This is a genomic window from Streptomyces sp. NPDC026394, from assembly GCF_055567735.1.
Genome location: NZ_JBVHPX010000006.1, coordinates 135,593 through 148,094, shown reverse-complemented (window position 1 = coordinate 148,094; position 12,502 = coordinate 135,593). Strand labels below are relative to the sequence as shown.

At 73.6% G+C, this 12,502-nt stretch carries 13 protein-coding genes; 5 read left to right on the top strand and 8 right to left on the bottom strand.

The window, feature by feature from the left end:
- Position 1 precedes the first annotated feature (1 nt).
- Together ACZ4QV_RS16840 and ACZ4QV_RS16835 are read left to right on the top strand one after the other, a co-directional pair.
- The gene (locus ACZ4QV_RS16840; RefSeq protein WP_361148800.1) at positions 2-592 is read left to right on the top strand and encodes a TetR/AcrR family transcriptional regulator; all 591 of its coding nucleotides are present in this window, start codon (positions 2-4) and stop codon (positions 590-592) included.
- A gap of 78 nt (positions 593-670) precedes the next feature.
- Positions 671-1,828 carry an acetyl-CoA C-acetyltransferase gene (locus tag ACZ4QV_RS16835; protein WP_361148289.1) on the top strand — a complete coding sequence of 386 codons (1,158 nt, stop codon included), beginning with the start codon at positions 671-673 and terminating at the stop codon, positions 1,826-1,828.
- A gap of 51 nt (positions 1,829-1,879) precedes the next feature.
- On the opposite strand, the gene ACZ4QV_RS16830 is transcribed toward ACZ4QV_RS16835, so the two are convergent.
- The 5 genes from ACZ4QV_RS16830 to ACZ4QV_RS16810 all read right to left on the bottom strand — a co-directional run bounded on the left by ACZ4QV_RS16830 (position 1,880) and on the right by ACZ4QV_RS16810 (position 6,105).
- Entirely contained in the window at positions 1,880-2,191 is a 312-nt protein-coding gene (locus ACZ4QV_RS16830) for a hypothetical protein (RefSeq protein WP_361148287.1), read from the bottom strand.
- Between the two features lie 269 nt (positions 2,192-2,460).
- Complete coding sequence (locus ACZ4QV_RS16825) at positions 2,461-3,516, bottom strand: NAD(P)H-dependent flavin oxidoreductase (protein ID WP_361581998.1); 1,056 nt, start codon at positions 3,514-3,516, stop codon at positions 2,461-2,463.
- Positions 3,513-4,385 carry a CoA-transferase subunit beta gene (locus ACZ4QV_RS16820; RefSeq protein ID WP_361636156.1) on the bottom strand — a complete coding sequence of 291 codons (873 nt, stop codon included), beginning with the start codon at positions 4,383-4,385 and terminating at the stop codon, positions 3,513-3,515. Before ACZ4QV_RS16820 ends, ACZ4QV_RS16825 begins: the two co-directional genes overlap by 4 nt.
- On the bottom strand, positions 4,382-5,293 hold the full coding sequence (locus ACZ4QV_RS16815) for a CoA transferase subunit A (protein WP_467763067.1): 912 nt from the start codon (positions 5,291-5,293) through the stop codon (positions 4,382-4,384). The genes ACZ4QV_RS16820 and ACZ4QV_RS16815 overlap by 4 nt, the downstream gene beginning before the upstream one ends.
- The gene (locus ACZ4QV_RS16810) at positions 5,290-6,105 is read right to left on the bottom strand and encodes an enoyl-CoA hydratase family protein (protein WP_361581447.1); all 816 of its coding nucleotides are present in this window, start codon (positions 6,103-6,105) and stop codon (positions 5,290-5,292) included. Before ACZ4QV_RS16810 ends, ACZ4QV_RS16815 begins: the two co-directional genes overlap by 4 nt.
- Positions 6,106-6,203: 98 nt before the next feature.
- Here ACZ4QV_RS16810 and ACZ4QV_RS16805 point away from each other — a divergent pair, with 98 nt between their 5' ends.
- Both ACZ4QV_RS16805 and ACZ4QV_RS16800 read left to right on the top strand, forming a co-directional pair.
- Positions 6,204-7,121, top strand: a complete 918-nt coding sequence (locus ACZ4QV_RS16805; protein WP_361148279.1) for an SDR family oxidoreductase — start codon at positions 6,204-6,206, stop codon at positions 7,119-7,121.
- Complete coding sequence (locus tag ACZ4QV_RS16800) at positions 7,111-8,061, top strand: SDR family oxidoreductase (RefSeq protein ID WP_467763066.1); 951 nt, start codon at positions 7,111-7,113, stop codon at positions 8,059-8,061. Before ACZ4QV_RS16805 ends, ACZ4QV_RS16800 begins: the two co-directional genes overlap by 11 nt.
- A gap of 577 nt (positions 8,062-8,638) precedes the next feature.
- Here the strand turns inward: ACZ4QV_RS16800 and ACZ4QV_RS16795 are convergent.
- Entirely contained in the window at positions 8,639-9,271 is a 633-nt protein-coding gene (locus ACZ4QV_RS16795) for a TetR/AcrR family transcriptional regulator (protein WP_361148275.1), read from the bottom strand.
- 147 nt (positions 9,272-9,418) lie between these two features.
- Here ACZ4QV_RS16795 and ACZ4QV_RS16790 point away from each other — a divergent pair, with 147 nt between their 5' ends.
- Positions 9,419-10,153 carry an SDR family NAD(P)-dependent oxidoreductase gene (locus ACZ4QV_RS16790; protein ID WP_467763065.1) on the top strand — a complete coding sequence of 245 codons (735 nt, stop codon included), beginning with the start codon at positions 9,419-9,421 and terminating at the stop codon, positions 10,151-10,153.
- Positions 10,154-10,479: 326 nt separating this feature from the next.
- Here ACZ4QV_RS16790 and ACZ4QV_RS16785 read toward each other — a convergent pair whose 3' ends face one another.
- Complete coding sequence (locus ACZ4QV_RS16785; RefSeq protein ID WP_467763105.1) at positions 10,480-11,184, bottom strand: N-acyl homoserine lactonase family protein; 705 nt, start codon at positions 11,182-11,184, stop codon at positions 10,480-10,482.
- Positions 11,185-11,693: 509 nt separating this feature from the next.
- Entirely contained in the window at positions 11,694-12,497 is an 804-nt protein-coding gene (locus ACZ4QV_RS16780; RefSeq protein WP_467763064.1) for a DeoR/GlpR family DNA-binding transcription regulator, read from the bottom strand.
- Between the last annotated feature and the right edge of the window lie 5 nt (positions 12,498-12,502).

The window sequence follows — 12,502 nt, the reverse complement described above, 5'->3', positions numbered from 1 at the left end:
CGTGACCCCGCCGTCGCCCGCCCGCCGCCGCGAACTGCTCGCCACCGCGGCCGAGGTGTTCGCCGACCACGGCTACGACGCGACGACCGTACGCCGGATCGCGGACGAGGCCGGTCTGCTCGCGGGCAGCCTCTACTACCACTTCGACTCCAAGGAGTCGATGCTGGACGAGATCCTCAGCACCTTCCTGGGCGAGCTGTGGGCCGGGTACGACGCGGTGCTCGCCGCCGGGCTCGGCCCCCGGGAGACCATCGAGGCCCTGGTCACCGAGTCCTTCCGGGAGATCGACCGGCACCGTCCCGCCGTGGCCATCTACCAGAAGGAGTCCAAGCAGCTCGCCGGACGGCCCCGCTTCGGCTATCTCGCCGACTCGCAGCAGAAGTTCGAGAAGGCGTGGCTCGGCACGCTGGAACGCGGCGTCGCCGACGGCGTCTTCCGCCCCGACCTCGACGTCCGGCTCACCTACCGGTTCGTCCGCGACACCGTCTGGGTCGCCGCGAGCTGGTACCGGCCGGGCGGCCACCACGGCCCGGAGGAGATCGCCCGCCAGTACCTGTCGATGGTGCTGGACGGCATCGCGGTACGGGACTGACGCGCCACCTCGCGCTGCGCAGGAAGAGCCGCACCGCACCCCGCACGCTCCGCCCGTCCCGACGACCGAGGAGCCGGCATGGCAGAGGCCTACATCATCGACGCGCTGCGCACTCCGGTCGGCAGGCGCGGCGGCGGGCTCGCCGCCGCGCACCCGGCCGACCTCGGCGCGCACGTCCTGAAAGCACTGATGGCGCGTACGGGCGTGGACCCGGCCGCCGTGGACGACGTGGTCTTCGGCTGCCTGGACGCCGTCGGCCCGCAGGCCGGGGACATCGCCCGCACCAGTTGGCTGGCGGCCGGGCTCCCCGAGGAGGTGCCGGGCGTCACCGTCGACCGGCAGTGCGGCTCCTCCCAGCAGGCCGTCCACTTCGCCGCGCAGGCCGTGCTCTCCGGCACCCAGGACCTGGTGGTCGCGGGCGGCACGCAGAACATGTCGATGATCCCCATCGCCTTCGCGAGCCGCCGGGCCGCCGAACCGCTCGGGATGACCGAGGGGCCGTTCGCGGGCAGCACCGGCTGGCGCGCCCGGTACGGCGACCAGCCGGTGGACCAGTTCCACGGCGCCGAACTCATCGCGGACAAGTGGGGCATCTCCCGTACGGCCATGGAGGAGTACGCGCTGCGCTCGCACCGGCGGGCCGTCCGCGCCGCCGACGAGGGGCGCTTCGCGCGCGAACTGGTCCCGTACGGGGACGTGACGGCCGACGAGGGCCCGCGGCGTGACACCTCGGCGGCGAAGATGGCCGCCCTCGCGCCGGTGGTGCCGGGCGGCCGGCTCACGGCCGCCGTCTCCTCCCAGGTGTCCGACGGCGCCGCGGCCCTGCTGCTGGCGAGCGAGCAGGCCGTACGGGACCACGGGCTGACCCCGCGCGCCCGTGTCCACCACCTCTCCGTACGCGGCGAGGACCCGGTCCGGATGCTGTCCGCGCCGATCCCGGCCACCGCGCACGCGCTGCGGAAGACCGGGCTGGGCATCGACGCCGTCGACCTCGTCGAGATCAACGAAGCGTTCGCGCCGGTGGTCCTGGCCTGGCTGGAGGAGACCGGCGCCGATCCCGCCCGGGTCAACGTCAACGGCGGCGCCATCGCCCTCGGCCACCCGCTCGGCGCGACCGGCTGCAAACTCATGACCACGCTGCTGCACGAGCTGGAGCGCACCGGCGGACGCTACGGGCTCCAGACGATGTGCGAGGGTGGCGGCCAGGCCAATGTGACCGTGATCGAACGGCTGTGAGACGGGCCGGGAACCGGGCCTCCGGGCCCGGCCCCCCGGTGCGCCGCGGTGTCAGCAGGCCCGGTTCTTCACGTACAGGGCGCGCGGGCCCCGGTCCGTGCCGTACCGGACGTCCTTGGTCGCGGCCTTGGTGAGCCGGCCGTTCACGGCGGGCCGGGCCGGTACGACGATCGTGTAGCAGGCCGTGCGCTGCGCGCAGAGGTTCTTCAGGCGGACGAACCGCTTGTGGTCCTTGGTGAAGTACTTCATCACCTTGGCGCACTGCGGCGCCCGCGGGGCTGCCGCGGCCTGCGAGGCCGTGGCCAGACCCAGCGTCGTGCTGAGCGCCGTCGCCGCGACGGCCGTGGCGAGGAACTTGCGCATGCGATCTCCCCCGACGGAAATCTCCGCCCGCGGCGGGAGCCGGGGCGGCCTACAGTGGTCGGTCCCACCGTAGTGGACGACATCCGGACCGGTGTTCGGGTCCCGGCCCGCCCCGGCCGCGCCTGCCGGGCTCGGAGAGCCCACGCCTGCCCGGCCCGGACTGCTCGTGCCTGCCTGGCCCGGACCGGCCGTGCCTGCCCGGCCCGCAGCGGCCGTGCCTGCCTGGCCCGGACTGCTCGTGCCCGCCCGGCCCGGACCGGCCGCCCCGCTCACCCCGTGCCGCCCCGCTCCAGCCGGTCCAGCGCCGCCGTCGCCTCCGCCATGATCCGGCCGACCAGTTCCGCGCACGACGGCAGGTCCTCGATGACCCCGGCCACCTGCCCGGACGCCATCACCCCGGCGTCCGTACGGCCCTCCACCAGCGCGGCCCGCAGCATCATCGGCGTGTTCGCGGCCAGCAGCACCTGGCTCCAGGTCAGCCCGGCCCCCCGCTTCATGGCCAGCCCGTCCCGTACCGTACGGGCCCAGCCCGTACCCGCCTGCTTCCGGAACGCCGCCGCGTGCCGCGCGGCCCGCAGCAGCGCCGCCGGGCGCCCGGACCGTTCGAGGGCGGCGACCAGGTCCGTCCGCAGCATCCGGTGCGGCAGCCCGTCCACCGCGCGCGTCACGGTGACGTCCCCGACCGAGGCCGCGAGATAGCGCGCCTTGACCGCCTCCGGGACGGTGCTGTCGGACGTGAGCAGGAAGCGCGTCCCCATGGCCACGCCGGCCGCCCCGAAGGCCAGGGCGGCCACCAGCCCGCGCCCGTCGTGGAAGCCGCCGGCCGCCACGACCGGGATGTCCACCGCGTCCACGACCTGCGGCAGCAGTACGGTGGTCGCCACCTCACCGGTGTGCCCGCCGCCCTCGGCGCCCTGGACGATCACCGCGTCCGCACCCCACGCGGCGACCTTCTCCGCGTGCCGCCGCGCCCCCACGGTCGGGATGACGACGACCCCCGCGTCCTTGAGGCGGGCGATCAGCTCCCGCGAGGGCGCCAGGGCGAACGAGGCGACCCGTACGCCCTCCTCGACGATGATGCGCACCCGCTCGGCCGCGTCCCCGGCGTCCGCCCGCAGATTGACGCCGAAGGGCCGGTCCGTACGGGAGGCGACCTCGCGGACCGCGGCCCGAAGCTGCCCGGTCGACATGGTGGCGGACGCCAGGATGCCGAGCGCCCCCGCCTCCGCGGTGGCGGAGACCAGGCGCGGCCCGGCGACCCACCCCATGCCGGTCTGCACGACGGGGTGGCGGACGCCCGTCAGCGCGGTGAGCGCGGTGGTCAGGGGCCGCACGGCGGCACCTCGCGGTCGCGCAGCCCCCGCGGGTCGACGACCTCGCGGAGCAGCCGCAGCTCTTGGAAGGTCGGTTCACGGGTGGACGGAACACCACCGTCCGGTACGCCGCCATCCGGTCCGTCCCCGCCGGTCCCGCAGCCGTCGGCCCCGCCGCCGTCCGGCAGGCGGAGCGTGAACCCCGTCGCCGCACGGACGTCTGCGAGCCGTACGCCGGGATGCAGTGACCGGATCCGCATGGTGCGGCCGGGCGTCTCGAAGTCGAACACACCGAGATCGCTGACGACCTCCGGGACGCGGTGGTAGCGGGTGGCGGACGGCCCGGCCGACGCGGCCCGGTCGTACCCGACGCCGCAGACCATGTCGACCCGCTCGACGAAGGTACGGAGCGAGTGCTTCGGCACCCAGTAGCTGGTCGGGTTGTTGAGGGTGTTGACCGGGGCGCCCCGTACCCCGAGCAACTGACGGGACGGGCGCGCCCAGTCCCCGATGCAGGAGATGTTCTGGTTGCCGTACCGGTCGATCTGGCTCGCGCCCATCATGACGTGCCGGCGGCCGGTGGCGACCAGCGTCAGGTGCCGGCGGTACGGCAGCCAGCCCTCGGTCACCGCCGACGGCGCGCCCGTCGCTCCTGCCGCCGGTCCGCCGTCGACGAGCAGCGCCTCGCCGTCGGTCAGCAGGAGGTCGGGGGAGAAGGTCAGCTTCGCCAGCCGCGCACCGAGGGCGGGGACCGTGCCCATGGGGGAGGCGAGCACCTCACCCGCGCCGCGCCACACCTCGGCACAGGCGATCACGCAGTACTCGGCGCGGGTGACGGCGGTGGAACCGGCGCCGGCTGCCGTCGGCGTGCGGGCGGTCATCGGCGCTCCTCGGCGGTGGACGCTGCGGACTCGTTGCTCTCTTCGCTTCCGGCCTCTTCGGTGAAGGCCGCCACCGCCGCCCGGTAGTCGTCCTCGTCGCCCGACAGGAAGCGTTTGACGAACGCCGCCCAGGTGTCCTGGTCCGCCGCCGCCCGGACGTACGCCCGCTGGAACGCCTCGTCCCGCCCGTAGTCCGGCACACAGGACGTGAAGTGCGCACCGTGCGGCGCTTCCACGACACCGCTGACGAACATCCGGCTGACCAGCAGCGTCTGCGGGCAGCCCGCCCGCGCCAGCTCTTCGCCGTCCACGATCCGTTCGCACGAGACGTACGCCGCGTCCGCCGCCTCGCAGAAGAGGTCGTCGAAGTACGGATCGGGCCCCAGGTACCGGGCGTTGCCCCGCGCGTCCGCCCGGTCGAGGTGCACCAGCGCCGCGTCCAGCCGCAGCGCCGGGGCGGCGGCCAGCACCTCGCCGTCCTCGTACGGCGAAGTGACCGTACGCAGGTGGGGATTGACCCGCAGTACGTCGGAGCCGAGCCCGGCCCGTACCGGCATGAACGGCAGCCGCTGGCCCGCCGCGGTCAGCCCCCACAGGAACATCGCCTCGTCCAGCTCGGTCAGTTCCAGGGCGCCGCGCTCGCGGGCGGCGCGGAAGTGCGGCTCCAGGGGGACCGAGTCCAGCGTGACGAAGGGCGTGACCAGCCGGCGGATCTTTCCGGCGGCCGCCAGCAGGCCCACGTCGGGACCGCCGCAGGAGACGACGGTGAGATCCGTCAGACCGGACCGCAGCAGGGCGCGGACGAGCGCCATCGGCTTGCGGCGCGATCCCCAGCCGCCGATGCCGAGCGTCATTCCGCTCTCCAGCCGCGCCACCACGTCGTCGGCGGTCATCCTCTTGTCGCTCAACCCGGCTCCCCTCCGGAGATGTCGGCACTGCGTCCGCGCTCCGGTCCGTCCGTCGGCGTTCCCCTCCGCGCGAAGGCGTCCCGGTGCCGGTCGGCGACGCCGCTCAGGTTGGCCTCGAACGTGAAGCCCTGCTCGAAGCGGTAGCTGCGGTGCACGTCGACCGGGTCGATGCCGTTGATGGCGGCCTTGGCCAGCCGCAGCAGGTACCCGTCCTTCGCGGCGATCTCCCCGGCCAGCGCCAGCGCCGCCGGCCGCACCTCGTCGCGCGGGACCACGGCCCAGACGGAGCCGTGCCGGTGGAGTTCGGCGGCGGTCACGGTGCGCGAGGTGTAGTAGAGGGTGCGCATCAGGTGCGGCGGGACGAGCCGGGCGAGGTGGGTGGCCGCGCCGAGCGCGCCGCGGTCCAGTTCGGGCAGGCCGAACGTCGCGTCGTCACTCGCCACGATCGCGTCCGCGTTGCCCACCAGCCCGATGCCGCCGCCCAGGCAGTGGCCCTGTACGGCGGCGACGACCGGCACCTCGCAGTCGTAGACGGCCGCGAACGCCTCGTAACAGCCCCGGTTGGCGCCGAGCAGCGCGGCGTGCCCCGGCGTCCGCCGCATCTCCTTGATGTCCACGCCCGCGTTGAAGCCGCGGCCCGCCGCGGCGAGCACCACACAGCGGACGCCGGGGTCGCGGCCGGCCGCGCGTACCGCGTCGGCCAGGTCGAACCAGCTCTGTACGGGCAGGGCGTTGACCGGCGGCCGGTCGACGGTGACGAGGGCGGTGCCGTCCTCGGGGCGGGACACGGTGACGGTGGTGGAGACACCCATGGGCGGATCAGCTACCTTTCCACCAAACGTTTGTTAGGTGCAGGCTGCTTGAGAAGGTAGCAGCGCGGTGCCCGCAACGGGAGGGCGGAGGTGGCCTTTTGGCGCTCGACATCGACCTGGCGGGGCGCGTCGCGGTCGTCACGGGCGGCACCCGGGGCGTCGGCGCCGGTATCGTCCGGGCCCTGCTGGCGGCCGGGGCCGAAGTCGTCGCCTGCGCACGCCGCCCGCCGGAACGGCCGGTCACGGCGGCGGACGGGCGCACCGCCGCCTTCACGCCCATGGACGTGCGCGACCCCGACGCGGTCGCCGCCTGCTTCGACCGGGTACGGGCCCGCCACGGACGCCTCGACATCCTCGTCAACAACGCGGGCGGCACCCCGTACCGGCTCCTCGACGACTCCTCCCCGCAGCAGGCCGCCCGGGTCGTCGAGCTGAACCTCGTCGCGCCGCTGACCGTCTCCCTCGCCGCGCGGGCCGTCATGGCGCGGCAGCCGTCCGGCGGCTCGATCATCATGATCGGCAGCGTCAGCGGCACCCGCCCGTCCCCCGGCTCCGCCGCCTACGGGGCAGCGAAGGCGGGACTGGAGAACCTCGCCCGCACCATGGCCGTCGAGTGGGCACCGCACATCCGCGTCAACACCCTGGTCGTCGGCATGGTCCGTACCGAACTCTCCCGCCTGCACTACGGCGACGAAACGGGCATCGCCGCCGTCGGCCGTACCGTCCCGCTCGGCAGGCTAGCGACCCCCGACGAGATCGGTGACCTCTGTGCCTTCCTCGCCGGCGACCGGTGCGCCTACGTGAGCGGAGCGAGCCTGGCCGTCCACGGCGGGGGCGAACGGCCGGCCTTCCTGGAGGCGGCCGGACCAGCGGCTTTTCCGGAGGCGGCCGGACGGCCTCCCGGAACACCGGACCCGCACCCGCACCCGTGCCCACCGGCGCCCCCGTTCTCGTCCCCAGCCCCGGCGGCCGGTACGGCCGTCACCGTCGACCCGGAGGGCAGCGATGACCGATGACCACCCGACCGGAAGCGCCGCCGCCGGTCTCTGCGCCGGCCGCGTGGTCGCCGTCACCGGCGCGGGCCGCGGCCTCGGCCGTGCCCACGCCCTGGCGTTCGCCGCCGAAGGAGCCCGGGTCGTCGTCAACGACCTGGGGGTACGGCCGGACGGCACCCCGGCCGAGGACGGCGGAGGTCCCGCCGACGCGGTGGCCGCGGAGATCCGCGCGGCGGGCGGCGAGGCGGTCGCCCACGGCGGTGACGTCGCCACGCCCGCCGGAGCCGCCTCGCTCGTGGCCACCGCGCTGGACACGTACGGACGGCTGGACACCCTGGTCAACAACGCGGGCTTCGTACGCGACCGGATGCTGGTGAACCTGACGGAGGACGAGTGGGACACCGTCCTGCGCGTCCACCTCAAAGGTCACTTCCTGCCGCTCCGGCACGCGGCGGCGCACTGGCGCGCGCAGGCCAAGGCGGGCGCTCCGCCACGGGCTCGCGTCGTCAACACCAGTTCGGGGGCGGGGCTGCTGGGCAGCGTCGGCCAGGCCAACTACTCCGCCGCCAAGGCAGGTGTCCTCGGCCTCACCCTCGTGGCCGCCGCCGAACTGGGCCGGTACGGCGTACAGGTCAACGCCGTCGCCCCGGCCGCCCGCACCCGGATGACCGAACGGACCTTCGCCGAGACCATGGCGGCACCGGCGGACGGCACCTTCGACGCGATGGCCCCCGAGAACGTCTCTCCGCTCGTCGTCTGGCTCGGCTCCACCGCCTCCGAAGGCGTCACCGGCCGGGTCTTCGCGGCCGAGGGCGGGCGCATCATGGTCATGGAGGGCTGGCGCCCGGGCCCCACCGCCGACCGGCGGGCCCGCTTCACCCCGGCCGAGGCGGGCGACACGGCACGCAGCCTGCTCGCCGAGGCGACGGCACCGGAACCGGTGTACGGGGCACCGAGGTAGGCCGGCGACCGTGGCAGCCACTGCTCGCCGGGCCCGGACGAGCGGCTGTCGGCGCTGACCACCGTCCGGTCCGATCGTGCCGGTGGCGTCGCTGACTGATGAGCAGGCCGACGCGAACGGGATATTCACCCAGGCGCCCGCGCGCCCGTAGCCGGAACGGTTCTGCTTCCACGGTGGCGACGGCCGTGACCTGATCGCGCTGCGGTGTACCGGCGCGCACCGGCCGGGCGCCGCGGTGCGGATCTGCACCGTCCGCCCCATCGGCCGGTTCCTGGACCGTGCCTCGGAGCGTGATCGCCTGGCGATGCTGCCGTGACGGGAGAAGACCGCGCGCATCCTGGCAAAGGCGTCGAAGATCCTGACCGGGGAGGGCCGGGCCTGATCGCCGAGCATGGCGTGGCCTGGACGTCGCCGCGCTGTGGGCGGCCGCCGAGGAGGTCGCGCCGCGTACGGCGGTGGCCGGGGCCGTCGCGACCGTCGAAGCCCTGGCGCCCGAGGAGGTCCCTGGAACAGCCGTTTGCGGGGACGGCGCCCTGTGGGGCGCGGGCAGCGCTTTCGTTCCCTGAGGCGTCCGCTGCTACGGCGTGCCGGCGAGCTTGCCCATCACGTCGTACACCTGATGCTGGGTCAGCGGGGCGACGGACAGTGGCTCAGACACTTTTTCCGTGCTCAGCCCCTCGAGCAGGAAGGTGACTTGGCGGCGCCAGGCGTCGGGTGCGGTGTCCGCGGCCGCGCGAGCGAGCAGCGCGTTGGTGCCGAAGAAGAGCAGGAGGTCCTCGCTGGTGAAGTCCGGCCGGATGGCGCCGGCCAGCCGGGCTCGCTCGATGATCCGCGTGGCGGCGTCTTTCGCCTGGGAGCAGAGCGTCATGAGGCACTCGGCGGCCGGGTAACGACCACTGATGACATCGGCGACCGCGGGATCGGTGGCCTGCAGTTCACAGACCTTCTCGATGTAGTACGCGAACCCCTCCCAGGCCTCCTCGAAGGACAGGGCGCGCTCGGCGGCTTCGCCGAGACGGTCCGCGGCCAGGCCGGTCACCACTTCGTCGATGAGCGCCTCGCGACTGCCGAAGAGGTTGTAGAGAGTGCCGTGGCTGACCCCGGCCCGGCGGGCGATCTCTTTCAGGGAGACCTTGAGGCCGCGCTCCTGGAAGAGCTCGGCGGCGGCTGCTCGCAGTTTCTGCGCGTTCCGTTGGGCGTCGGCCCGCATCCGGTGGTTCCTCCTGGTCCTGGCATTGCGGCCTCCATGGTCGCACGCTTCGGCAGATTAACTTGACCTGTGGGTCATGTTGAGTGCTACGGTCGGCGGTAAGTTGACCGGTGGGTCAAGAAAGCCGCTCAGGCAAGGAGCAGTCCCATGTCCAAAGTGATCGCCGTCTTCGGTGCCGGTACCGGTCTGGGTGTGTCCGTGGCCCGCCGCTTCGGGCGTGAAGGTTTCCGGGTCGCACTGGTGGCCCGTCGCAAGGATCGGCTGGACGCCCTCGTCGAGGTGCTCGCCGACGAAGGCATCGAGGCGGTCGCGTTCTCCGCCGACCTTTCCGAGCCTGCCGAGGTACCCGCTCTGGTCGGGGCGATCCGTGAGCGCTTCGGCCGGATCGACGTGGTCGAGTACGGGCCGATCAGCGGCGACCAGGGCTTCACCCCGGCCGCCGAGCTGGACGCGGCCACTTTGCAGGGGCTGGTTCCGCTCCTGCTGCTCACCCCGGTCGAGGTGGTCCGGGCGGTGCTGCCGGAATGGACCGAGCGCGGCGAGGGCACCTTCCTGCTGGCCCAGGGCTACTCGGCAGCGCAGCCGATGCCCCACCTCAGCGGTCTGGGCCCGGTGATGTCCGCCACCCGCAACTACCTGTACTCCCTCAATGCCGAGCTGGTCGGCACCGGTATCCACGTCGGCGCCCTGACCATCGCGTCCCTGATCGCCCGCAGTGAGGTGGCCGCCGCGGCCCAGGCCGCCTTCGAGTCGGCCGACGGTCCGCGGTTCCCGGTCGTCGACCCGGATGACCTCGCCGAGCACTACTGGAACATGTACACCAAGCGCGACCGCGTCGAGCAGTTTCACCCCGAGGCGCAGACTCCGCAGGCCACGGCGTAGCGCCTGCCGCTGAGCAGGAGGCCCAGGGGCAGGCGTCCCTTACGCCTTGCGAGGCGATCGGTTCTCAGAACCCGGCAGGATCCGCGCTCAGTCATTAGGGGATCTCATTCACAGGAGGGCTCGCTCGTAGGAGGGCTCGCTCATAGGGGGAGCTCGCTCAGAAGGGATCTCACTGAGAAGTGGAGCGGAGCCCCTTCCGAGCACCGTCTTCCTCGAAGGCGGCGCCGACGCCGTACCGCGCGGCGACCGCACCTGGTGACACCGCGTCAGCCCGCGGCCGCGTCAGCCCGCCGCCGGAGCGGCCGGGCGCCGTCGGACCGGGTCCGCTACGGTTCGGGGGACTCGGCGGGCTCCCACACCGAACCGTCGTGGGCGAACATCACCCGCCGCGGCTCGAACGCGCTGAGCCGCTCCAGCCACGGCGGATGACCGGGCAGCGGGGCGGCGACCCCTTCGAGGGCGGCGTGCCGGGCCAACTGGTCCGACGCGAAATCCGAGGCGAAGTCACGGGCCTGGCCCGCGAGGACCACCGTGCCCTCCTGCTGCTCCACCACCAGGGACTGATGTCCCGCGGTGTGCCCCGGCGTGGGGACGATGTGCACGCCGGGCCACACCTCGGCCTCGCCACGCAGTTCCTCGTACACGGCACCCGGGAAGTCGACCAGGGCGTCCACGGTGTACCCGCCCGCGCGGGCCTCGGCCAGCTCCGTCTCCTGCACCAGGACGGGCCGCCCGGCGAGCAGCGGATTGCCGCCGCAGTGGTCGAAGTGCAGATGACAGTTGACCACCACGGACACGTCGTCGAGCCGGTGTCCCGCGGCGGCCAGCGCGGCCTCCAAGGACCGGCGCCGGGGGCGGTAGTGGGCCTCGGTCTCCGGATCGGCGGCACCGATTCCCGTGTCGAACAGCAGTAACCCGGCATCGTGCCGCACCAGATACGCGAGCACCGGCTCCACCCGCGGCTCCGGCCCGCCGGTCTCCGACGTGGGACGGACGAAGTAGCCGAGATTGATCCTGCGCACGCTCCGCACGGGAGAGTGGTGCGCCGTACGCCTGTTTACCGTCACCTTCTGATCCAGAGAATCCATCGGGCCATCGTGGCAGTGGCCGCCGGACGCCGCCAGATGCCGATCACGCCGGGGCGTGCGACGGCGTACGACGGCGTGCCGGCCGAGGCGGCAGCGCGGCATGCGAGGCGCGGTGCGCGGGGTGGCCCGCGCGGGGGCGGCCTGCGGGGGCGGCCTGCGGGGACGGACTGCGAGGACCGCCTGCGGGGCAGAGACGTGAGGCGCGGGGCGGGAGGCACGTCGAGGCTAGGCAGGGTGAGACGCGAGGTGGGAGGCGTGAGGCGGGCTGCGGGGGTGGGAGGCGTGAGGCGGTCTGCTGGGCGGGAGGCGCGGGCGGCGGGCGTGAGGCGGTCTGCGGGGTGGGAAGCACGGGCGGGAGGCGTGAGGCGGGCTGCGGGGCGCGGGGTGGAGGCGCGAGTTTGTGGCCTGTTATGGCTTCGGACGGGGCCGGTGGATCTTCGCGCGGCTGCGGGTCAGTCCTCGGCGGCGGTCCGGGCGGCCACCACGCGCAGGCCCCGCTCGCCGAACTCCCGCCGGACGGACTCCCGCGCGCCGCTGTCCGTGATGAGGGTGTCGAAGACGTCCGCGCCGCCGACCCGGGCGAAGCAGCGGGCGCCGATCTTCGAGGAGTCCGCGACGACCACGGCGCGCCGCGCCCGTTCGGCCATCAGCCGGTTGATCCGGGCCTCCGCCTCGTCGTGCACGGTCGCGCCCATCACCGGTTCTATGCCGTTGGCGCCGATGAAGGCGATGTCCACGGAGATCTGCTGGAGGACCAGCTCGCTGAACGGGCCGACCAGTTCGAACGACCTGGAGTGCGCCACGCCGCCGGTCAGCACGATCTTGATCTGTGGCCGTACGGCGAGTTCGTTGGCGATGTTCAGCGAGTTGGTGACGATGGTCAGATGCGGCTGCGGTCCCGCCTCGGCGAACTCCGGTCGGGTGGCCAGCACCCGGGCGATCTCCGTGGTCGTGGTGCCGCCGCTGAGGCCGACCACGTCACCGCGCTCGACCAGCTTCGCCGCGGCCTGCGCCACCGCTTCCTTCTCCGCGGCGCGGTGCGCCCGCTTGTAACGGATGGGCAGGTCGTACGCCACCGAGCTGAGCACCGCGCCGCCCCGGGTGCGGGTCAGCAGCTGCTGGTCGGCCAGGGCGTCCATGTCGCGCCGCATCGTCGCGGCCGACACCTCCAGCTGCGACGCGGCCTCCTCTACCTCCACCCGGCCGCGTTCGCCGAGCAGCTCAAGGAGGGCGTTCATCCGTTCATGGCGGTTCATGGCGC